Annotated in this window: 19 protein-coding genes and 2 tRNA genes; 6 read left to right on the top strand and 15 right to left on the bottom strand. The window is 45.3% G+C overall.

Annotated elements, in window-relative coordinates:
- The first annotated feature begins 94 nt into the window (after positions 1-94).
- Entirely contained in the window at positions 95-310 is a 216-nt protein-coding gene (locus tag SWOL_RS05715; RefSeq protein WP_155814148.1) for a hypothetical protein, read from the top strand.
- Here the strand turns inward: SWOL_RS05715 and SWOL_RS05710 are convergent.
- The 6 genes from SWOL_RS05710 to SWOL_RS05685 all read right to left on the bottom strand — a co-directional run bounded on the left by SWOL_RS05710 (position 268) and on the right by SWOL_RS05685 (position 7,221).
- A complete protein-coding gene (locus SWOL_RS05710; protein ID WP_011640531.1) occupies positions 268-2,745 on the bottom strand; it encodes a restriction endonuclease-like protein in 2,478 nt (825 codons plus the stop codon). The two genes, SWOL_RS05715 and SWOL_RS05710, sit on opposite strands and share 43 nt — an antisense overlap.
- 4 nt (positions 2,746-2,749) lie before the next feature.
- Entirely contained in the window at positions 2,750-4,789 is a 2,040-nt protein-coding gene (locus tag SWOL_RS13535) for an MrcB family domain-containing protein (protein WP_011640530.1), read from the bottom strand.
- Positions 4,790-4,875: 86 nt separating this feature from the next.
- A complete protein-coding gene (locus SWOL_RS05700; RefSeq protein ID WP_041427424.1) occupies positions 4,876-5,214 on the bottom strand; it encodes a hypothetical protein in 339 nt (112 codons plus the stop codon).
- A complete protein-coding gene (locus tag SWOL_RS05695) occupies positions 5,196-5,585 on the bottom strand; it encodes a YceI family protein (protein ID WP_011640528.1) in 390 nt (129 codons plus the stop codon). Before SWOL_RS05695 ends, SWOL_RS05700 begins: the two co-directional genes overlap by 19 nt.
- A gap of 48 nt (positions 5,586-5,633) precedes the next feature.
- Positions 5,634-6,320, bottom strand: coding sequence for a queuosine precursor transporter (locus tag SWOL_RS05690; RefSeq protein ID WP_011640527.1), 687 nt, complete (start codon positions 6,318-6,320; stop codon positions 5,634-5,636).
- Positions 6,321-6,684: 364 nt separating this feature from the next.
- Positions 6,685-7,221, bottom strand: a complete 537-nt coding sequence (locus tag SWOL_RS05685; RefSeq protein WP_011640526.1) for a thymidine kinase — start codon at positions 7,219-7,221, stop codon at positions 6,685-6,687.
- Between the two features lie 243 nt (positions 7,222-7,464).
- Between SWOL_RS05685 and SWOL_RS05680 the strand changes: the two genes are divergently transcribed.
- From SWOL_RS05680 to SWOL_RS05665, 4 genes are all read left to right on the top strand, one after another.
- Positions 7,465-7,644, top strand: coding sequence for an H-type small acid-soluble spore protein (locus SWOL_RS05680; RefSeq protein ID WP_041427423.1), 180 nt, complete (start codon positions 7,465-7,467; stop codon positions 7,642-7,644).
- 83 nt (positions 7,645-7,727) lie between these two features.
- Positions 7,728-7,801: transfer RNA gene (locus SWOL_RS05675), tRNA-Gln, on the top strand.
- Between the two features lie 6 nt (positions 7,802-7,807).
- Positions 7,808-7,883, top strand: a tRNA-Glu gene (locus tag SWOL_RS05670).
- Positions 7,884-7,950: 67 nt separating this feature from the next.
- Positions 7,951-8,208 (top strand): hypothetical protein, encoded by a 258-nt coding sequence (locus SWOL_RS05665; RefSeq protein WP_011640525.1) that lies wholly within the window; start codon positions 7,951-7,953, stop codon positions 8,206-8,208.
- A 290-nt stretch (positions 8,209-8,498) separates the two neighbouring features.
- On the opposite strand, the gene tyrS is transcribed toward SWOL_RS05665, so the two are convergent.
- Positions 8,499-9,722 (bottom strand): tyrosine--tRNA ligase, encoded by a 1,224-nt coding sequence (tyrS, locus tag SWOL_RS05655; RefSeq protein WP_155814147.1) that lies wholly within the window; start codon positions 9,720-9,722, stop codon positions 8,499-8,501.
- Between the two features lie 219 nt (positions 9,723-9,941).
- Here tyrS and SWOL_RS05650 point away from each other — a divergent pair, with 219 nt between their 5' ends.
- Complete coding sequence (locus tag SWOL_RS05650) at positions 9,942-12,329, top strand: transglycosylase domain-containing protein (protein WP_011640523.1); 2,388 nt, start codon at positions 9,942-9,944, stop codon at positions 12,327-12,329.
- 9 nt (positions 12,330-12,338) lie between these two features.
- Here the strand turns inward: SWOL_RS05650 and SWOL_RS05645 are convergent, their stop codons facing one another.
- From SWOL_RS05645 to SWOL_RS05610, 8 genes are all read right to left on the bottom strand, one after another.
- Positions 12,339-14,687: an endonuclease MutS2 gene (locus SWOL_RS05645; RefSeq protein WP_011640522.1), complete on the bottom strand. Its 2,349-nt coding sequence runs from the start codon at positions 14,685-14,687 to the stop codon at positions 12,339-12,341.
- A 2-nt stretch (positions 14,688-14,689) separates the two neighbouring features.
- Positions 14,690-17,200, bottom strand: coding sequence for a U32 family peptidase (locus tag SWOL_RS05640; RefSeq protein WP_011640521.1), 2,511 nt, complete (start codon positions 17,198-17,200; stop codon positions 14,690-14,692).
- 150 nt (positions 17,201-17,350) lie between these two features.
- Positions 17,351-18,034, bottom strand: coding sequence for a DUF421 domain-containing protein (locus tag SWOL_RS05635; protein ID WP_011640520.1), 684 nt, complete (start codon positions 18,032-18,034; stop codon positions 17,351-17,353).
- A 226-nt stretch (positions 18,035-18,260) separates the two neighbouring features.
- Positions 18,261-19,934, bottom strand: a complete 1,674-nt coding sequence (polX, locus tag SWOL_RS05630; protein WP_011640519.1) for a DNA polymerase/3'-5' exonuclease PolX — start codon at positions 19,932-19,934, stop codon at positions 18,261-18,263.
- 3 nt (positions 19,935-19,937) lie between these two features.
- On the bottom strand, positions 19,938-20,216 hold the full coding sequence (locus SWOL_RS05625; RefSeq protein ID WP_041427420.1) for a cell division protein ZapA: 279 nt from the start codon (positions 20,214-20,216) through the stop codon (positions 19,938-19,940).
- A gap of 223 nt (positions 20,217-20,439) precedes the next feature.
- Positions 20,440-20,817, bottom strand: coding sequence for a HepT-like ribonuclease domain-containing protein (locus SWOL_RS05620; protein WP_011640517.1), 378 nt, complete (start codon positions 20,815-20,817; stop codon positions 20,440-20,442).
- The gene (locus SWOL_RS05615; RefSeq protein WP_011640516.1) at positions 20,789-21,091 is read right to left on the bottom strand and encodes a nucleotidyltransferase family protein; all 303 of its coding nucleotides are present in this window, start codon (positions 21,089-21,091) and stop codon (positions 20,789-20,791) included. The genes SWOL_RS05620 and SWOL_RS05615 overlap by 29 nt, the downstream gene beginning before the upstream one ends.
- A gap of 546 nt (positions 21,092-21,637) precedes the next feature.
- Positions 21,638-23,311 carry a nucleoside kinase gene (locus SWOL_RS05610; protein ID WP_011640515.1) on the bottom strand — a complete coding sequence of 558 codons (1,674 nt, stop codon included), beginning with the start codon at positions 23,309-23,311 and terminating at the stop codon, positions 21,638-21,640.
- Between the last annotated feature and the right edge of the window lie 42 nt (positions 23,312-23,353).

The following is a 23,353-nucleotide window of genomic DNA, read 5'->3' as shown; positions in this document are numbered from 1 at the left end:
CTTACTCCTTACTTTTCCTATTAATTTAAACGAGGAAGAAGAGAAACAATTGGAGGCGGAAATAGGCAGGATAGATGCAAAGGAGGCCAAAAGAATGACGGGTAGAGTAAAAAGGCAGGCAGATTTGCTAATAAGATTATTGCATAAGAAATTTACTAATGAACCTGCGGAAATCGAAGACCAGGTGCGAACCCACCAACCGCCGGTGGCAGTATGTATCAACCGGGCAAGATTACTTTCCCGGATTTTTCATAACTCCCGAGACCGTTACCGAAGTTGTTTTTCTATTTCTGTAAGAAGCTTATTATAATTAACAAAATACTGAGGTTTAATGCCAGGGGCCTTCTTAATAGCATATCCCGAGGCTCCGGCATAACGAATACTGAAGCCGTCTTCCAGACGAAACCAGACTCGTCCGTAAGGGTTGTCTTTATCCAACAGACGAATCGGTTCGCTGGGATCAAGGGTAAACTTGGAACCAAGAGCACTTAAATCCTCAAATAATCTCCATTCTGGCTCCGTTTCCAACAGCAGTTCTTCAAGATTGCGGGCACGCTCCAGGCCCAACCGGCTGGTCCAGCGGTGTTGAGTGAAACTATATCCACTGATATTGCTTACCGGGGGTTTCTTTTCGATTACCTCACCTAATTTAAAAAGTACCTGAAGCTCTTCTAAATCCCGTTTTGGACTCCAGGGGGTTAGTATTTCCTTTCTTTTAACAATGTCAATGCTTTCAACCGGGGCATAATGAGTTACTGCACCGGGCCGGCGTATTTCCAGGGGCGAGTATATCGCCACCCATTTGGTGGCGTATTGGCGCAGCTGGGTCTTTAACACCGGCATGTAATAGAGCCGCTCTTCAATAATCCATTGTAAATGCTGGGCCTGATTGCCGGCACTTAAGGTACCTAAAACTACAGGTTCGGCTGCAGATAAACGCCAATCCCGGGCTCGTTCGTATATACTGTGGGGCAAAGTATATTGGGCAATACTGAAACCACCCATTTTCAAGCTGCTGCGCAACCACTCTCTAACATATTCCGTGTTACCTGGTAAAAAAGGTAAAGCACCTACTCCAATATGTTTTAGGGCTTTCCACAGCTTACTATTAAAAAAAGTATCTTCCGTTCTACCTCCGGGAAATACGGCTGCTGCCTGTACCACGGTTCTCCGTTGCACCGGTTTTTCACCACTACGGTTTTGAAATTCCAGGATCGCATCGCGATACCGGTGCATAGCATTGAGAGCATCTTCTGGAGGACCCTGGGAATTATATCGCTGTATGTATTCATCAGAAGCATCCAACCTGTACTTGGCATCAAGAACTAAATGCATGGCTGGCCAGGCCTCATTTTCCAGGGTAATCACCATATCCGGACGCTGGGGAATAAGCATCGCTTCTCCCTGAAAACTGGGGTTATAGGTAGCTGTTATACGCCGGTCTCCACCGGATGCAAAACACACCCGCTGTTCCCTCCCCCGGTTAAGTAAAACCCGCAGGCCCATCTGTTTAACCGCAAACAGCTCTTTTACCGGGATTTGCTGCCCGGTTTCCTCCCCAATTATACGAAGCAGAGATAGATAGCACCAGTACTCGTATAATAAATTCAAATCTTTAACTGATAACTGTAAGGGACCCCCTTCAATCCGCAGACCCAGCGCTAGAGCCAGGCAGTTGGTATAAGCTTCCCGATAGCCGGGTGACCCTAATAACTGCAGCGAAACAAAACCTGCCAGAATTTCCCCATTGGCAACGGCCAGCGGTTCCAAACCTTGTAGACGCAGCACCCGCTTTTCCATGTCCTCTAATTCCTGCAAAGCCGTACGGCGCCGGGGAGTTATTTCCCACTGACGTTCTTCCAGACGTAAGCGATTTAATCGCTGTCGAATAAGCTGCAGCTGCCGCGATAACCAGCGATGTTCCATAGTATTCAGGGTACTCCGAGGACGGTCTTCATAAATATACTGGCGAAGCGGTATGTTACTTCTTGTCTGAACAAAACCACCCCGGCCCGAACCTTTCCTTACTGCAGCCAAAACCCGTCCATTAATATGCTTTATCTTTTCCACCCTTACCGGCATCTGCTCTCTTTGCAATCCCCTTACCGGTTTACTGGCAATAAAGTTTAAGGCCCTTTCCAAATCGTCTATAATACCCCGTAAGAGAACAAACCATTCTAAATTAGTAGACGGGGAGGGGGTAGTGGTACCCATTTGGTAGGTTGAGCGCAGGTACTCCATGGCCAAACCTGTCATCATATCCTGTACCGATGCCAGTATTTCCTCATAATCACTGGCATAGTCCAACTTGCTGGGGAAAACCTCGACCTGAAATGAAAACTCCGGTTTATCATCAAGCAGTATCGTAAATTCGCTGTAACCTGCCTGAGAACCGAAGTTAATATATCCATAAACTGTGGAATGAACATCGTCATAATCCAAATCTCTAATTATAACCGGATCACGGTGCACTATATCCAGTTTATGACCAGGCTGGGACCGAGCATATAGCTTATAATTAGTTTCTTCAAAAAGACAGGGCCCGGCATATTGTTGCGGGCAATTTGCCAGCTTTGGGGGTACACCCTGACGCCATATTTTTTGCCAGGTAAGACCTGCCCGGTGGGCGGTAATAACCAGACGGCCAGAGATTTCCTGACCTGGAGGTTTTTTTGGTCCTTTGTTACTGGATAAACTAAATTTCAGGTGTACCAGATCACTGGCCAATTCAAAAAGCTGCTCCATAACATCACATCCAGTAAGATGTAAATCCTTCAGTAACTAAACGTTCCCACATCAGGCATAGTCTTGCCGCAGTGCGGGGATAGCGGGCATCTGCCAGGAAGGTAGGTCGCCCCATTTTATCCCAATCATCAACCATTATCCGCGCATTTTCTTCGCTAATATTATTTGCCCCTTTAACTGCCCAACCCAATAGCTGCAACACCACCTTGCGAACCGGGGTGCTGCCCCCGATAATCCGGGGTAATATTTTCATCTGTAAGGCTAAATCCAGGGGATTAACCTGTATCCCATCCCGGTTAACGAATGAGCTTATAATTTCTTCTGCATGTAATACAAATAAGGCTACTTCATCCCTTACCCGGTAGCCTACTTGTAACTGGGCCTGAATCAATACGCTGTTAACTTCGGTGAGCACCGCGATAACTTCTTCTATCTTCTGCTTGTCTTCTACAGTAATCTTCTGTAGCCCGTTCAGATTAATGGCCCGGGGAAACCAGAGTTCGACCGGCCAAATATTAATATCAGGAGTCTTAGTACTATCATTTCCCCAGGATTCTAAATGTATCTCGGAAAACTCCAGGGTAAAAGCGCGATCCAGTACCTTACGGCTGAATCCATAAGCACTTTCATCCATATTAACAGTCCCTACGATAGCCAGGTTAGATGGCAATACTTGCTGCCTCCATTGGGCATCTTCCTCTTTAAAATCCTGAGAGATAAGTGGCCCGCTGATAAATCCCCCGGTACCATCAGGGTGGCGGTTTTCCACCTGGCTTAAAACCTCGGCAAAGTAGTGTTCCACGCGGGCCAGATTCATTTCATCCAAAATGCAGATAAAATGTTTATCGGGATTTTTTGCGGCCTCCTGAACTATTGACAGCAAAGCACCTGGTTTAAACTGCCCCTGCAAATCACAATAGCCAAGCACATCCGAACTATCAGTCCAATCAGGTCTTACCGGAATCAGATGGCAATTTCCACCGGTTGCCTTACTGATTAAGGCCGGCAGTTTTGATTTTCCCGTACCGGAAACCCCCGCCAGAATTACAAATGGTTTCGTACGCAACGCAGCAACATACGCAGCTATTTGCCACGGTTCGAAGGTATAGCCCTGGGCAGCAATGTTCATAAGCAGTCTTTCCACTCTATCATTCCCCTCACCGATAACAATCAAGCCGGATTTTGGCTCTTCGACATGAAGATAAGCATTAAGTATAGTAACCAAATCCCGAGTAAGTTCAATGTCATTAGGTAATGTTTCAGCCGGATAGAATTTGTAAGCAATAGTTGCTTTTTGATAATCACTTCCCAAGCTACTATCAGCATATAATTTCATGTTATTATCTAATTTAAAACCTTTTGCCTCTAATTTCTTCAAGGAGGGGCGTATTTCTTCTGCTTTCTGTTGCAATTGCTGATAACCTTGTCTCCGCCCCACTGTTTGGATAATTTCGGTTACCCCTTGCATCAGACATAAATATAATCCCTGCATATCCTGACAAAATAAATAAGCAACATAAATACCCTTCTGAATCGAATCTGCTTTGTTTTTATCCATAAACGCTATCCAGGGTACTTTGGCCCAGTTTCCCTGCCCTACACTCCACCGTGGCGTAACATTATTTGATATATTCCCATTATCATTAATTTTTTCTTCTATATCCTTAAATACCTGCCATATTTGGTGGTTTGAACTAAATGGCTGGCCTAAACGAGCAGATACATAGTCTTTTAAAATAATGGCCAAGTTTTCAGCTAATCCCCTAACTGCTTCACTTTCTCGTTCATCAGCAAGTGTTATTATTTTAAAACCCTTTTTTATCAGATAATTATTAGCCTCATCCCCGCCGCTGAATGAGCTCACCGGATCCCCGGTTGCCATAGAAATTATCTGTTTTACGGGATAGAGCTGATCATTTCTTTGTATTGCATATTTGTGATTCTTGTTATCTTGCCAATTTAACCATTCTGCATTGCTGCGGTATTCTTCATCAAATTGCCACATAGCATCTAGGATAGCCTCTACTGGTACATCCTTAATCACTGCATTTCCCCCTTCCGTTGGTTTCACAGTGACTTAATCTGCATTTTACTTTAATTTCGCCTATATGGCATATTTATCCTGCCTAATTAAGCGTAAGACTTTTGCTTATAATGTTCCAAACCAGTAACAAACTTTTGTGGATTTTCGTAAACCTCCTCCAATAAACCCCTGCTTTTTACTGCCTCATGGGCAAACAGCTTGAATAATTGTCCCTTCAATCCTACCAATCCATAATGAAATTCCCTTGCATCATTGTGACCCATAGGTATTCTATAATAAGGGTGTTTTTCTGGAATGAGCTTTTTGCTGCTATTGCTGCAAATAAACACTAAACGCTGCTTATCGTTAACTTTTTCAAATGGCAATTGTAATGCCTGCAGGTAGTTCTTACCCAGGAGGAAGAAAACTAGATCATAGTGCGGCAACAACTTCTCCGTTTCTTCGTGGATTTTAAGGAATTGTGCCCACTGCAGTATTTCCCTTTATTCATTTTGTTAAATGTTATCTCATAAGGCCATACGGGATAATCCTCCGAAATCAGTCCATAGCCGGCAGATAGAATATAGACATCAATCGTCTCATCCCCATACTTTTTCCGCAATGTTAAAACACCTTCGTTTAAACGAAGGTGCTGAGCTCCGGTATACATTTTTCCAGCCGGGAGAAGGTAAGGATTTAGCTTTTTACTTTTTTCTTTAAACCTTTCTGCATCCAGGAAGTCTTCCTTTCTTAAAGCATCATCCGGTCGATATGTTTTACTGCCTGTACAGGCTGTTATTAGCAATATTCTCTGCATGAAGATACTCCTTGAAAATTCTTAAGACTTTTCACAGTTTTCTCAGGCTTAAATATCCAACTGAAAAGGATTATAGCTAACCTCATGGTCGTAGGTATCAATACCCTCCCGGCGTTTCAGCCATCCCACCACCACATAAGTAAGAGGAGTAGCCAGAATTTCAAAAGCTACTTTAAAAAGGTACTGGTAAAGCATCATCTGCAGGAGAACTGCATTGGGTACCACTCCCAGAAAACAGACGGTAATAAAAACTATGGTATCAATCCCTTCACCAATCAGGGTAGAACCAATGGTGCGCGTCCACAGCCACTTCCCTCTGGTCAATATCTTCATCCGCGACAGAATAGCAGCGTTGGAGAATTCCCCCAGCAGATAAGCTAAAAGGGAAGCCAAAACAATACGCGGTGTCATGCCTAAAACGGTCGCAAAAGCCTCTTCCGCTTCAAAAAAGCCGGGGGAGGGTATCGCCATAACCAGGAAAAAAACCCCTACCATCAGAATGTTGCAGGCAAAACCAGTCCATATAACCATCCGGGCTCGGCCATAACCATAAACTTCGGTAAGGATGTCACCAAAGATATAAGCCAGGGGAAATAGGATTACTGCCCCAGGCAGAATCATGCTTCCAAAAGTAATGAGTTTCCCTGCTATGATATTGGATAACAACAAAGAAGTTACAAAAAGGCAGGCAATGATGACAAATAAGTGCGACAGTTTATTGTGTTCCTTAATCAATAACCAATCTCCTCTCAACCCAAAAACTCTTACAACCCAATTTTACTATCCATAAGTATAAATAAGAATCATGCATTTAGCAAAATATTAGCTTGGTCCTGAAGGGGAGGTGGGTTACAAAGTGAGCAGATTTAAATTGATGCATTCCTGGCTTTTCCTCATCACTTTCAAATACTTGCGCATCCAGTAATATGATGCTCAAGCAATCAGTTTGTGGGTCATACTTGTATCCATTCCTTTCTTGAGGCACAAAACATCATGAAAGGTTTTCTTTCAGATACTCAATTAATCTTGGATTTAATCATTTCTAATTGTATAGTTTTAATGGTCCTCAAATTACATTTTTGCTTTAATATCAATTTATTCATGTCTTGGATGCGTAGCATTTTCGGCATCTGGGCTCATATCTTTCACTGTCACCGATTAAAATAAGATTTCCCTTGGGCTGTGGGAGACTGTTTTTGAGCCAGGTGTATACCGCATCTTCGCCACAGCGGCAAACAGCAGTCAATTTGCTTACTGAATCAGCTATGGCCATAAGCTGACCCATAAATCCAAATGGACGCCGATGAGCATCCATATCTAAACCGGATATTATTACGGTTTTACCCTGGTCCTTGAGTGATTGAACATAGGTTAAAATCCATTCTCCAAAAAACTGGGCTTCATCGATTGCCACCACAGCAGCTTCAATGCCGATTGGTTTATGCAGGACCAAAACTGGAATGCTGAATTGCTGCCTGACCGAGGTTGTGGCTATCTCCGTCTCGGTTCGGCTGTCAATATGTGGTTTGAATAGAACAACATTGTTGCCTGCCAGGGTATAGCGTTCAAGTCTTCGCATCAATTCGGTTGTTTTACCCGCAAACATGGGGCCGGTAATTATTTCGATCTTGCCCATGCAAACCTCCAAAATACTTTAGCTATACAGGCTATATTCGCTGCTTTCCGCAAAATTCCTCTCAACTCATGTAAATCCTATTGTTGTGTAATTCAATTACCTTATTTTTTGCCACACAAGTACTCATATTTACCCATTTAAAACCGTAATCTAAAAGCTAAATTTAAAGCATATTGATTAAAAAATTGCCCCGGTGGCATATTAAGCACAGAATTATATTTTAGGGAAAGGGCGTTTTTCTATATGAATAGTGCAAGGGTAAAGGAGATACTGGCTTCCAGTGATTCCATTGAGGTGAGATTCAAAGGCTCCCCAGTATGGATTGAGTCAATTGACGGCGACAGGGCCAAAGTCCAAGCCATTGACAGCAAAAGGCGCTTCGAGGTTATGGTACACCAGTTGGTGGAAGGTAAACAAATGTGATAAATTTATGTTTTTTTGCTTTTGACAATATTTTTACTCTATATTATAATGATTTACGCACGGGTTGAAACAAGCCGTTTTGCAGCCGGATGGTGTAGTGGTAGCACGACTGACTCTGGATCAGTTCGCCAGGGTTCGAATCCTTGTCCGGCTGCCATATTATGGCCCCATCGTCTAGAGGCCTAGGATGCCGCCCTCTCACGGCGGAGACAGGGGTTCGACTCCCCTTGGGGCTACCATAGAAAATTAAGACCACTCTTGCCGGGGTGGTCTTATTATTATTATTATTGAAATGAGGGGAAAATATTGCGGACCCTGATTGCCACCGTATTGACCAATAGCAAGGGCAAAGATATTTACTGTTCCGTAAAAAAGCTAAGCGATGCTCAGCTTGATACTATACGCAAAACTAACCGACCTCAGCTAGAGGAAGCCGGCTTCACCTTCATTAGATTGCTTTCCCTGGAATACCCTGAAGTTAAGGGACATGCCATATTCTTTGAGGGTCATTTCGATGAAATGCTGCGGGTCTTAAAAAGTCTGGAGAAAGGTTACCTGCTATAAATATGAATAGGCCAGCCAGGGCCAGCCACAGGGACGGTTCTTTTGGCTGGTGGGGCAATCACAACCTGAAACGGGGACGGGGTTTTGGCAACTTCGTCCTTCTGTGTCCTAACCCTATTTTCTTATTAACCCACATGGCTGAAAGCCACAACCACCGATGAAAAATGAATTAGTATGGCGCATGAATAGAAGATAGAGTAGGATATAACCCCCTCCCCTTTCTGAAGCCTGATGACCGACGGCCATTAACCCCTCACCCTTTACTTTCTTATCAGAGTCCCCGGCTATTATTAGCTTAAGCGCAGGCGGCAAAATTTTCGCCTGCCTACTTGCAGAACCATGGTATCCTGGAGCAGCAGGTTTTCTTCCTGGTATTTTTCCCCATTCACTTTAACTGCTCCCTGTTTAATCATCCGGCGGCCATCGCTGGTGGAATTGACCATGGAATTATCGTGGAGAAACTTGGGCAGCCAAACTTCTCTTTCGCTGCTGGTTATTACCGGTATATCCTCCGGAATATCCCTTTGGGAAAAGACCAGCCTGAATTTTTCCTCAGCTTTCTCAGCTTCTTCTTCATTGTGATAGATTTTAATTATTTCTTTGGCCAGCCTTATTTTGGCGTCCCGCGGGTTAAGCTTGCCGGAGTTCATATCTTCCTGCAGGCCCTGGATATCATTCATTGGCACCCGGGTTAAAAGCTCAAAATAGCGGGCTATTAATTCATCCGGAATAGACATGGTCTTGCCAAACATTTCATAGGCTTCCTCATTGACCCCTATGTAATTACCCAGGCTTTTACTCATCTTTTGTACGCCATCAGTTCCTTCCAATATTGGCATGGTAAGTGCCACCTGGGGTTCCTGGCCGTATTCCCGGAGCAGGTTGCGGCCCACCAGGAGGTTGAATTTTTGATCGGTTCCCCCCAGTTCCACATCGGCCCGCAGTTCCACCGAATCATAAGCCTGCATCAAGGGGTACATAAACTCATGTATTCCTATGGGTAAGCCTTCACGATAACGCTTGGAAAAGTCATCCCTTTCCAGCATGCGCGCCACTGTATATTTCCCGGCCAGGTTGAGTACATCGGCCAGCTTGAGTTGCATCAACCAGCTGCTGTTAAAATGGATAAAGGTCTTCTCACGATCCAGGATTTTAAAGATCTGTTCCTGGTAAGTCGCAGCATTAGCCATTACTTCTTCTTCGCTTAATTGTTTTCGGGTTTCAGATTTACCGGAAGGATCGCCAATACGGCCGGTAAAGTCCCCAATAATAAGATGAACTTCATGGCCCAGGTCCTGGAATTGGCGAAGCTTGTTAAGAACTACTGTATGCCCCAGGTGAATATCCGGAGCGGTAGGATCGAGGCCCAGCTTGGCTCTTAAGGGGCGCTTTTCCTTGATGGAGCGGAAAAGCTTCTGGGCCAGTTCTTCCTCCGGTATGATTTCGGCCACGCCCCGCCGGATTAGTTCCATTTGTCGATTTACCTCTGTCAGCACTGTTTTCTCGTCCACCATACTACCTCCTTGCTCATAAAATATAGCATTGAATTTCTTGATGTGCAATAATTTGAACTCTGTAAGCGTATTTATATATAGGATTTCCTGCAATGCTTACCATAAGTCACAAGCAGGAAAATCCTTGTCTTTGTCAAATATTAATTAGAAGTCTTAAGAAGAAGACAAGACTTTTAGCATAAGCATTCCCGGCCAAATACAGGAGGGTTTAAACTACTGATGACAAGCAAAGAGAAAAAAAACAAACGAGCAAAAAGACGCAGTTATAGCTGGTTGAGTACCCTGCTATTAATTTTTTTGGTTGCTGCCGGTGTGGGGGTAGGCGTTTTAGTTTATGCTGCGCAAAATCTTCCCGCCTGGGATCCGCAACAGCTTTCCGGTGCCAGCACTACTTTTTTATATGATGACCAGGGAAAAGTCCTGGCGGGATTGCATGCCGAACAAAATCGAACTGAAACCAGCCTGAATAATGTTCCTCCCGATTTGATCAATGCCTTTATCGCTACTGAGGATCAGGATTTCTACCGCCATCACGGGGTTAACTTTAAGGGAATAGTACGAGCGTTGCTGGTTAATCTTCAATCAGGCGATTTGACGGGACAGGGGGCCAGTACTATAACCCAGCAGTTGGCCCGCAACGCTTTTCTCACCTTTGACAAGCAATGGGAAAGGAAAATCAAGGAAGTTCTGCTGGCTTTCAAACTGGAAACCCATTATTCCAAAGATGAAATCTTGAGCATGTATCTTAATAAAATCTACTTTGGCGCCGGTGCCTACGGGGTACAGGCAGCAGCCAACACCTATTTCGGCAAAGATGTAAGCAAATTGGACCTGGCCGAGTCCTCATTGCTGGCAGGTTTGCCGCAAAGTCCCAACTCCTATAACCCGTTCCAGTATTATGACCGGGCTAAAGCCAGGCAGCAAATGGTTCTAAAATGTATGGTAGATTGCAATTATATTGACCAAGAAACTGCCCAGCAGGCTTTTGAAACTCCCCTGGTTTTTAAGAAATCATTTAATTCCGGAAGCAGGTATGGCTATTTTATTGACGCGGTAATAGATGAAACCCTGGATATCCTGGAAGCGCGCGAAATTTATGAAGATCCGAATAATGCCATTTATCGTTCGGGGCTTAAAATCTATACCACCATGAATGCCCAGCTGGAAAGCCATGCCGAAGAGTTCTTTAAGAACCCGGCCAATTTCCCCTCGGAACAGAAAAACGGAGAGCAGATTCAATGTGCCATGGCTCTAATCGATCATAGCAACGGGGAAGTAAAAGCTATCATGGGTGGTCGTTCCTATGAACAGCGAAGGGGATTTAATCGGGCCACCAATGCCTTGCGGCAACCAGGGTCTTCGATTAAACCCTTGACGGTATATGCTCCGGCACTGGAAGACGGCTATATGCCCTTCTTTACCCTTATAGATGAACCGATTTCCATTAAGGTAGGAAACACTATTTGGAGCCCGAAGAACTATGACCCCAACTATCGTGGTTTGATAAGCATGAGGACTGCAGTACAGTGGTCAGTCAATACCTATGCGGTACAATTATTGGAAAAAGTTGGGGTAAGAAAGTCTTTTGATTTTGGCAAATCCCTGGGGCTTGATCTGGTGGATACGCCGGGTACGAATGATTTGAGCCTGGCTCCCCTTTCTCTGGGCGGCCTGACCCGTGGAGCATCACCTGTACAGATGGCCGCCGCTTATGGTGCCTTTGGCAACGGAGGTTTATATGCCAAACCCCATTTTGTAACCCGTATTCTTGATGCCGATGGAGTGGAAATCTACCGCTTCAAACCGGATTATCACCGGGCCATGTCCGAAGAAACCGCCTGGTTGATGAACAGCATGCTGCAAACCGTAGTCAGCTCTGGTACCGGCACCAATGCCCGGGTCCCTGGCGTACAGACCGGGGGTAAGACCGGCACCTCAGAAGAATATAAGGATTCCTGGTTTTGCGGCGTCACTCCCGGCTATTCTGCTGCCATATGGATGGGCTATGACCGGGAGCATACTATGAACAAGGTATATGGCGGCAGTTACCCGGCCCGTATGTTCCGCTCCATGATGCAAAAGGCCCATGAAATTAAAAATCCCAAGCCGCGTTCTATGCCTGCTGGAATAGTATCAGTGTCGGTGTGCTCGAAATCGGGCAAGCTTCCCGCTGAACTCTGCTCGCAGGAACAAATCTTTTCCGACTATTGTCTTAAAAATAAGGTTCCGACAGAAATCTGTGATGCGCACAATATGGTTTCCATTTGCCCGGAATCAGGAAAACTGGCTGGTCGCTACTGCCCTAATCCCGAAATGCGTTCCTTGACCAAGGATGAAACTCCTACGGAAAAATGCGATATTCACAGCGATTTTTCCCTGCCTGCTTTATTGAACAACGAAATTTATGTCTGCCGTGACCCTCGGCATAATGGGAAAATATACCGGGCCAACCTGCCCAATCCTTTACAATCAGGGGGTTGCCCTCCGGAGTATCTGGAAAAAGTCATAGTGGAGAACGGGGATAGTCTTCCCTATTGCTCGCTGGAAGATCACCAGTTAAAGAAAAAGAAAGCCCGTGAAGTATTCGATGATGTGATCGGGCTATAGCAGCAAAGCTTAATTGAACTCCACAACTGTAACCCCATGGCCGCCTTCTTCCCGGAGACCATCGCGATAACTTTTAACATAGCGGTGGTCTTTCAGATAATGGCGAACTGCGGTTCTCAGGGCTCCAGTGCCTTTACCATGGATAATACGCACCGAATCCAGGCCTAAGAGATTGGCATCCTCCAGGTATTTATCGACTATATACAGGGCATCTTCGGCCAATTGACCCCGCACATCAATCTCCTTGGAAATTGTCCGGGCCTTTTCCAGAAAACCCTGATGGCGGCGATGGCTTATTATTTCTTCTTTTTCCTGGCTGGGACTTAACTGTTCCTGATTTACATTAAGCTTTAGTATGCCTACCTGAACTACCACCTCACCCTGGTTGTTGGGACCTTCTACTACATAACCCTTTTGCTTAATATTCCTAATAGTAACATAATCCCCCGCTTTGATTTTAGGCGGATTAACCCCGTAGTCTTTTTCTATTTCACCCGGGAAGTCCACTTTAATTTGCCGGATCTTTTGCCGGGCTTGCTCCACTTCGTGCCATTTGGGCGGTTTTTCTTTTTCCTTCATCAGTTCTTTAAATTCCTCAATGGCCGTATTGGCTTCCCTTTTTATTTCCCGGAGGTAGCGCTCTGCCTCCAAACGGGATTTTTCCATTACTTCCGTCTTTTCCTGTTCAAAGCTTTCCCTATCCTGCTCCAGGCTCTGTTTATTCTCCCGTAGTTCTGCCAGCAGTTTTTCCACTTCTTGCTGGGATTTTTCCACCTGGCTCTGGCTTTCTTTCAAGTGGCGAATCATATTCCCTATTTCCATTTCCCGGCGAGGCAGCAACTGCCGGGCCTGCTGCACTAACTCAGTCTTCAAACCCAGGCGGGAGGCGATTTCCAGGGCATTACTTTGTCCGGGCATTCCTATACTCAACTTATAGGTGGGCTGCAAGCTTACCGGGTTAAACTCCACCGAAGCATTTTTTACCCGTTCTCTTTGATAGGCAAAATATTTTAATTCGCTCTGGTGGGTGGTCAGGATTACGCGGGAGCATTTACGCATCAACTCTTCCAATATTACCCGGGCCAAAGCGGCTCCCTCGGCCGGGTCAGTACCTGCCCCCACTTCATCCATCAAAACCAGCGATTCCTTATCGGCTTTTTCTAATATGGCAATAATATTGGTCATATGCGAGGAAAAGGTGCTTAAGGATTGCTCAATGCTCTGTTCATCTCCAATGTCCACAAAAAGCTTCTTAAAAACGGAAATCCGGCTGTTTTCCCGGGCTGGAATGAAGAGCCCGCTCAAGGCCATGAGGGTCAAAAGCCCCACCGTTTTTAAGGCCACCGTTTTCCCCCCGGTATTGGGACCGGTAATTACCAGTACATCAAAATCACTTCCCAGGCGAATATCCAGGGGAACCGCATCCTGACCCAACAGGGGATGCCGTCCCCGGCTAATCTCCAGGATACCTCTCGCGTTAATCTCCGGGCGATAGTAATCACCTTGATAAGCCAGGCGGGCACGGGCATAGATAAAATCAAATTCACTGAGTATTTCCTGATTTCCGGCTATTTCTACCCGATATTGCCCTACTGCCTCACTAAGCTTTCGTAATATTCTTTCTACTTCTCTTTTTTCTTCTCTTTGCAGAGCCCGGATACGATTATTGTTCTCTACTACTGCTGCCGGTTCAATAAAAACGGTGGCTCCACTGGCAGATTCATCGTGAATAATACCTCGCACCTCATGCCGGAACTCCTGCCGGATCGGCACCACATAGCGCCCTTCCCTTTCCGTAACCAGACTGTCCTGTAGCCATTTCTGGGTATCGGGTGAGCGAATGAATTCCTGCAGGTAATTACGGATACGCAAGCGCAGAGTATTTATCTGTCCCCGCAGGCTTTTCAATTCCGGCGAGGCATCATCTTTAAGTTCAGCCTCTTCACTTACAGCATTATTTATCTCATTCTCCAAACCCTTTACTTCCGCTATCTTCGACGACAAATAAAATAAACGAGGATATTTTCCAGCGGCAAATAGTTTTTGAACCTGGCGGGAGGAATTTAGGATATGGTATATCTCCCGTAATCCTGCCGGAGAGAGAATCCCCCCCACCTTGACCTTGGCCAGCTGTGAATCCACCAGCTTAAGTCCGTATAGAAAAGCAGGTTCGGAAAAACGCATGGCTTCCATGGCTTCACCCGTCTCATCCAGCCGCCTTATAATCACAGCAATATCACTGGAAGGTCTCATTTCTTCAGCTTTTCTCTGCCCACCCGCAAAAGAACTGAGCCTTTGCAGTTTCTCTCTTATTTTGTTATATTCCAGTTTTATTAGAGTTTTTTCATCAACTATCATATTTATAGTACTCCACGATAATAATGCCCCCTGGTAAAGGGAGAAAAAGAACTATCCATCAGCTGCTTTTTGTATTCAGCCAGCTCCGGCCGCTGTCCGAACTTTATCTCTTGTAGGGCCTTCCGGTAGATGCCGACTATCCTGGATACTTGTCTTTCATTATAGCGATAAGCTTCAATCCTCAAGCTTCCCGGACCCAGTAATAGGAACTTTTCCAGGTCTTCAATCATACAGAGAGTACGGGAATTAAACAGATAAAACCGACAATCTCTATCGCTAAGAACCGGAAATTCAAAACCCTTCTCATCCCGCAGGAAAAAACTATCCTGCCTGCAGTAGCCGGAGCAAACGGCATCTTTTCTGCCCATAACACTACCCAGGATACAATGCCGGGATATCATTAGAAGCAATTCACCGTGAACCAGCATTTCAACTTTATCAATATTGCCGAAGCTTTGCAACTGCTTCCAGCTCAGTTCCGGGGATAGACAAACTCCTTTTACTCCCAAGTCCAGTAGAAAACGAAGAGAATAAGAATTGAAAACATTAAGACTATAATCCGTATAGATGCCTATATCCCGGCCCAAGAAAGCTCTCAGATCCCCCAAATTCCCAACCATAATCGCTCCGACCCCTTCTTCCGCCAAGAAGTCAGGCTGAGGCTTATCGCTGGAATGATGTATTCGTGATAGTGCCGGGACTACTTCTCTATTGGCGGTGGTCGCCGCTTGCAGCAGTCGCTTTAAATCACCTTTTCTGGGGACAACGCCTTTCCCCAGAGCCGCCAACTGCAGGTACACTTTATCCGCTCCCGCCTCCAGGGCGCTGTACGCCTCCGCGATACCACTGACAGTCACGCTTAAAAGAGGAAGGCTTTTCCCCTGGGCCTGAGTATGGGAATCCCCCTGGCGGGATGGACTACCCGGAATATATAGATATTTATCTTTTATATGACGATAGGCCAGCTCATCATCCTCAGATAGCAGTGGCCCTCCCCTTAATAATTGCAAGATGGCGTCACATCCCCGGCGCCGGGTTTCATTAAGCTCACTGAAAGGAATCATAAGATTTTCCTCCCCACTGAGGGATAGATGACGCAGGTAAAAGGGGGTATTGCCCAGGCGCTCCATCTTTTCTTGCAACACTTCGAAGGTAAGCGGATGTTTTTCCGCTTTTTGAAGAAGGCCGGTGCTTTTTACCTTGACCTGTCTCCCCTCCCCATCACTAATAAGCAGGCTCAGGGGCTCGCCTTCCTGCAAAGAGACCAAAATATCGAGGGGCAGCTTGCTCCGGGAAGCAGCCTCAATACTGGCTTGAGCATTCTCCATAAGCTCACTGTCATAAGTCTTAAAGACCCGATCACCTGCCCCGGCCCGGCCCTCTATTTTAAGATTGACGATATCCCCAGACTCTGCCTGGGAAACCCTTTTACCCTGCAGTAAAATATCTTTTACCGTAAAAGCTGGCCCCTGGCCCTTTTTCACCCAAATCTCCAAACCATCCCCTACCCTGAGCTCTTCAGTCAATTTAATCCGGGTAGTAAAATCCTGGCTCTGTTCCACTACCCTTCCTATATATATCCCACGGTTGTTGGGTCTTTTTGGGCTAAGATATCCAGCTCGGTCCATTAGAAAGTAGCCAGCAGTAAAGTTGCGATTGAAAATCCTTTCCAAGCGCTTCCTGAGTTCAGGCGACACTGTACTTCCCGGGTTAACAGCCATAGAATCCAGTACTTCGCGATAGGCTCTGGTAACTACCGCCACATATTCGGCCCTTTTCATCCGTCCCTCGATTTTCAATGAATGGATACCTATTCTCTGCAAATCACCTAATTGTTCGATAAGGCAAAGATCCGCCGGGCTTAAGAGGTGCCGCCCTTCACTAGCCACCGGGGTATCCTCAGTTCGGGAAAATAGTTGGTAGGCCAGTCGGCAGGGTTGAGCACAACGCCCCCGGTTTCCGCTTCTCCCTCCTACCAAGCTGCTAAAAAGACATTGTCCGGAATAGGAGTAGCATAGTGCTCCATGTACGAAAACCTCAAATTCTATATCCTTTACTTCGCAGCAGATCTTAGCCAGTTCATCCCGGGACATTTCCCGGGCCAATACTACCCTTTTTACTCCTTCTTCCCGCAGCAAAATAGCCCCGGCAGAGTTATGCACGGTCATCTGGGTACTGGCATGAAGACGCAGGTCAGGGATAAGCTTGCGCAATGCATGGGTCAAGCCTATATCCTGGACAATAACTGCATCAACACCCATCTTATATAAATCCCGAATATAATCCAGGGCCGAGGCAAACTCGTGGTCAGCTATCAGGGTGTTTACCGTTACATATACTTTTTTATTTCTCAAGTGAGCGTAGTTTAGCGCATCATCAATACGCTCTTTATTGAAGTTTTCAGCATAGTGACGGGCACTGAAAGACTGGCCTCCCAGATAAACTGCATCCGCACCGTTTGCCATAGCGGCTAGGAAAGCTTCCCAGTTCCCCGCCGGCGCTAAGAGCTCCATTATCATACCTCCATAGGAAATTGCTTGATTGCAAACTTAAAATCAAGTAACACGCATATTTGCAAGACCCCATATAAGAGAAAAGTGAGGAGTGAGGGGTAAGGTGTGAAGGATTAATTTATTTCCTACTACATCTTACTATTCACTAACTCATCGGTGGTTGTGTCCTCCGTCCTGCAATCTCTCTTCCAATATATCCAGGCGCTGGCAGATGGAATCCAGGCGCTGGTCAATGTTTTGCAAAAGTCCGGCTAGCGAAATTCCTTCTCTGGCCAATAAGGGCTCCTGCTGCCGGGCAAAGAATTCAGCCCGTGATATGGTACTGCTAGTTGGAACTGTCGATTGTATATGGGGACTGATTCCCAGATCCCGGCGGGTTACCGGCTCATCCTCTTCTTTCAGAATTACGCTAAAACCCCCACATGATTCCAAGATCCCCTTATCGACATCCTCGATTTCCCTTATCCCCTGTTTTCTAAGTTCCTGCAAGAGATCATCGGCATTGAATTTTTCTCTGGCCATATTTTCTTTTACTATTTGGCCGTTGTCAATCAATATTACCGGTTTTCCAGTTATTAAGTGAGAAAGGGTCTGATTCTTCAAAGCCAGGTAACCCATGATATATTCCAGCAAGGCCAGGGTAGCCAGAATGACAATGCCCTCATAGAAAGGAAGGCTCTTATCCAGGGCTACTGAAACCACCGTATGGCCAACCCCGGTCATGACCACAAAATCAAAAGGCCCCAGCTCCCCTAAAGCTCTTTTACCCAAAAGTCTTATCATTATTAAAGCCAGAAAATACATGCCTATGGCCCGCAGAGCAAATATCAACACCCGATTTCCCCCTTTAAGCATCGGAAGAAACTGCGTAGAGTTTCAACACAGCGCTGCAACGAGGCGGGGGATTATAACCCGCCGACATATTTCACCTCGTTATAGAGGTTCTTGCTCTATTATTCGGTATGAGCTTACTGCTTTATTCGTAATAGCTAATAACGGGAGTTTCGATTTGGGCCTGGAAGGAAAGAAGAAGGGTTAAATGGTTTCCCAGAGCTTAGCTCTACTTGTTTTGAATGTAGTTCAATAAATCGGCAAGTTCCCAGCTGTTCACCACATCAGCAGGCTCCAGCCAGCCGCGCCGGGCATTTATTACCCCATATTTCATCAGCTTTAAATCCTGTTGGGAATGGGCATCACTGTTTATAGCAACTTTAATATCCATATCTTTGGCTATCTTAGCCGTTTCTTCGTCTATATCCAAACGATCCGGATGAGCATTGATTTCCAGAATCTTTTTATTGCGAGCTGCCGCTTCCAGTATTCTTTCCCGGTCCAATTCGTAACCGGGCCGGCGGTTTAGCAAGCGGCCGCTGAGATGACCGATTATATCTACCTTCTCATTCTTAATAGCCTGGATTATTCTTTCACTTTGTTTATCCCGCTCCAGTTTAAAATTACTATGTACTGACCCGATCACAATATCTAACTCTTCCAAAATATCATCGTCAAAATCCAGGCTGCCATCCTTCAATATGTCAACTTCACTCCCCTTTAATACCCGAAATTCATCTAAATTCAGGTTTAAAGCATCAATAACCTTACCCTGGGCATGCAGCCTTTCTTCATTAAGACCCCCGCTAATCGGCAGGGAGCGGGAATGTTCGGTAATAGCCAAATAGGAATAGCCCGAATCCTTCGCCGCCTGAACCATATCCTCTATATCGTGAGCTCCATCGCTCCACCGGGAATGAGTATGCAAGTCTCCTTTAATATCGCTCAGTTCTATAAGATTGGGGAGTTCTCCTTTAAGAGCTGCTTCAATTTCCCCTCGATTTTCTCTAAGTTCCGGGGGTATATACTGCATATCCATACTAGCATAAAACGCTTCTTCGCTGGTAAAATCGCCTTTCCGTTCTTCTCCTTTAAGCTTTCTTATTTGTTCAATATGCTCTTTGGAGCCGGTCGACCAGAATAGCTGGGATAAAAATTCTGCTGGAGGCACAATTATTATTTCAAAACTTAAATTATAGGCAAGACGGCCCTTTATGTGGTCAATACCCTGGCTCTCGGTTTCCTCCAGCCTTCTGTACCCGCATACCGCACGGTGCACGGCCTCAAATGAACGGCTGGCCACCATAATATCTATATCGCTGACCAGAGCTTTGCCCCGGCGAATACTGCCGGTAATAGCAACTTGCTCCGCTGCTTCGCTCTTCAGCAAATAATCACAGAGCTCTTCCGCCAGGGGAAGAGCCAGTCCTAGCGTACTCTTCGCACTGGCTTCCTGTAACATTTCCATGCCTTTTTTGATATTATATTCGGTTTTTGCCCCCAAACCAGGAAGAACCCTTATCCTCTTTTCCCGGGCTGCTTTTAAGAGATCAGGCAGGTTGTCTATCCCCAATTCATTATATATCAGCTTTACCGTTTTATGACCAATTCCAGGCAGGGCCAGCATGTCCAGCAAGCCCTCCGGCACTTCGTGGGCCAAACGCTCATAATACTCACAACTGCCCTTTTCCAGCATCTCCTCAATTTTGGACTGTAGCGCCTTGCCTATAGCCGGGATATCCCCTATCCTACCATTTTTATGGATATAAGCCAGATCTTCATCCAGGTGGTAGATGGAGTCGGCCGCCTTGCGATAGGCCCTGATTTTAAAGGGATTTTCATCCTTTATTTGCAGCATGTCGGCTATTCGATCCAACATTCGAGCCACATCACGATTGGTCATCAATTATCCCATCCTGTTCTTTTTCTCCTCTTCCAGGGTTTTGACCAATTCATCATAATCTTCCTGCAGCTTGTTTAATTCGTCCGCCAGATTGAGAGCCGTTAATACGGCTATTTTGGTATTGGAAAGGTTATAATTGCGCTGCTGAATCATTCTCATGCGGCGATCCACATAGTTGGCCAGCATTTCCATGTATTCCGGGCTCTCATCCCCTTTTACCACATAGTCTTCGTTGAAAATGCTTACCGTAACCTTATTGATTTGAATTTTTTTATCCTCCATGTATAATACCCCCTGACAATCTGCAATCATGGTGTATTTCTCCATTTACACCCCTTTTTCCTTCAAAAGAAAAAAACCAGGTTTAAAACCCGGTAATAGCCAGGGTCGTGTTTCCCGACCACATGGAACAGCCCAGCTTCACCCTCAATCATTTTAGATTAGCGCGTTCTTTAAATCTGTTGAACTTTAAAACTATGGTTCATCTTTGGTTTCATTGATAATCCTATGCATCAGAATTGAACTGTTTAATAATACTAGAACAATAATCTTTTAATTCCGGAATATCGCTTGTAATGGTCTCCCACAAGCTTTCATCATCAATCTTGCCGTAGTTATGAGCAACTATATTACGCAATGCCTTAATTTGCGTCCAAGGTATCCCAGTATAGCTCTGTTTAAAATCATCAGTAAGATGTGTGGTTAGTTCTCCAATTTGTAGAACGCAAAGAGCTGTAGCATTCTTATAAACAGAATCCTGTTTAAAAACGGTATAATCGTCACCAAAGCGATGGATAGTCTCTGAAATATCATTACAATAGGAAATAATGCACCGGAGTACATAAGCGTTTCGATTATTCTGCATATAATAGTATCTCCTCATTCTTAATTTTTTGCAGAAAATCATCTTCCAGACTTCCCGTTGTAAAAACATCGACTTTCATCTCTAAAGCTTCTTCAAGTTCTGTATACAGACCACATAAAGCAAACATTCCTTTAAGAGACCCTTTATCTACACGAAAATCTACATCACTGTTTTCAATAACATCTCCACGAGCATAAGAGCCAAACAGATAGACACGTGCTACTCCGTATTTCCGTGCAATCGGTTCTACAATAGCCTTGATTTCCTCTATCGTGTACTTTTTGACCGGCATAGTTCTAATCTCCTTTGACCCTTACTTCATCTTAACTACTGTATTTATTATATCACAACCCTTTTCAAAAAAATACCATAATCAGATTTGCTGCAACAGCTTATCACCGAAAAAACCGGTAACTAACAAACTTATATGTTACCCACATACTCCTTTTAATCGAAAAAAACAAATAGCCCATTGGCCTCAAACGAACACCAACAGGCTAAATAATCTTCTTATCTGCTCCTGCTCTTGCGGCAGGCATACTTTTTAGCTTCTTTCTTCTTATCCTTATGGGTTCCGGCATGCTGGTTGAGAGCAACCGGAATGCGCGGCTTCAGCACCTTCTTCTTCATAATTCCTCCATTATGAGATCTGCCCGGGTTATTACCCCCTTACTCCTAATCCCTTTAAATCACCGTATCCCTCTTGCCTCTACCGCCATCCGTCTTTCGTCATCCCCCGTTGACTGAAGCCTGAAGACCAACAACCAACAATTCCTTCCTCTTCTGACATCTGACGCCTGACGACCACTCCGTCCTCCGCCCTCCGTCTTCCGTCTTTCTATACTTTAAAACAGCTTCCCCCGATAAATTCCCGGAGAATGGAATTGGCGGGGACCGCATCCGGTGCTATAGGTTTAAAATAGCTGGCAAATTGCAGGAGATAGCGGGCCACCACATGTTCCGGGTGTTCCGGGCCAATCTGCCGCAGCAGAGGCTCAATATAGGGCTTCAATACTGATAATTCATAAACCAGAGAGGAATTGAACATAATATCGGCATTTTCTTGAAAAGAAAAAATGTTCCTTTCCTCTCCCCGCCTAACCGAAGGCCACCGCTTGATGGTGTCCAAAGCATTGTAGCCTCGGGTTCTGGCATCACGAACTATCCTTCGCACCAACCTGCTGTCCGTGGTGGGAATCCGGTTGCTGTAATCTATATTCAACTGGGTCAGAGCACTGATATATATTTTAAATTTTTGTTCCGGCGGAATACTCCAGGTCAAGCGCTCATTCAGGCCATGGATGCCCTCAATAATTATAGGTTCCCCTGTCGGCACCTTCATGGAGATACCCCGCTCTTCGCAAGAACCCCGGGTAAAACTATAGAGGGGAATTTCCACTTCATCCCCTTTGATAAGCCGTCCCAGATGCTCATTGAACAAATCCACTTTCAGGGCTTCCAAAGCTTCAAAATCATAATCGTTATTCTCGTCCCGAGGTGTCAAGTCACGATCAACAAAATAGTTGTCCAGGGACAGAACTACCGGCTTCTTCCCATTTACCCGGAGCTGTATGAGCAAACGCTGGGCAAAAGTGGTCTTGCCGGAAGAGGACGGTCCTGATATCAGCACCAGGCGGATATCCTCGTCACAGCAAATCTGGTCGGCTATAAAAGCAATCTTCTTTTCATGCAAAGCCTCATTAACCCGGATTATATCATTAATATCTCCATGTTCAATAATATCATCAAGAGCTGCCACATGAGGAGTTCCCAGCATCTCGGCCCAATTTTTGGCCTCCTGAAATATACTGGCCAGTTTTTTTTGCTCCACATAAGGCCGCAATGAATTTGGAGCACTCAACTCCGGGGTTTGTAAAATCATTCCCGGTGGATATTCAAACAAACGAAACTTTTTCAACATTCCCGTTTCGGGAAGCATAAAAATATAGAAGTTTTCGTAAAACCCATCAAGCTCGCATACTTGGACCTCATCCACATCCCGATAAGCCAGGAGTTTCACTTTGTCTTCCTCCCCCTGCTCCCGGAATATCTCCTGGGCTTTTTCTTTATTAATCCGCATTCTCCTGATAGGTAGATTGTCCTCAACAATTTCCTGCATTCTTTTTTCGATGGCTTCAATCTCTTCTGTCCGCGAGTCCTCATTTAAAAACTCGCATAACAAGCCATTGGATAGAGAGTGTTTTACCGTCAGCACCCGTTCAGGAAACAAATCACGCGCTGCCTTCATCAACAGAAAGCTCATACTGCGACGGTAAATCCTCACTCCGATTTCACTATTCATATCTACCAACTCTATAGCACAGGACCGGGTAAAGCGATAATTCAAATCTCGCAAGCGATTGTCAATAATTATTGCCATTACCGGATAGATTAATTTCTTCTCCAGTTTCTTTACTAACTCGGCTACGCTAGTTCCTTCCGGAACATTATAGGAACCTATTCCTTTAATCCTTACTTCAAACCCAGCTGTCTCCGCTCTTGCAATGGCCATTTTTTCCCTCCTCAATCTTCTCCTCCTGGCCCTTATTTTCAT

Origin of the sequence: Syntrophomonas wolfei subsp. wolfei str. Goettingen G311, assembly GCF_000014725.1 — a bacterium.
GTDB classification, from domain to species: Bacteria; Bacillota; Syntrophomonadia; order Syntrophomonadales; family Syntrophomonadaceae; genus Syntrophomonas; species Syntrophomonas wolfei.
The sequence above is the reverse complement of the archived record's forward strand: the minus strand, read 5'-3'. Positions and strand labels throughout refer to the sequence as shown.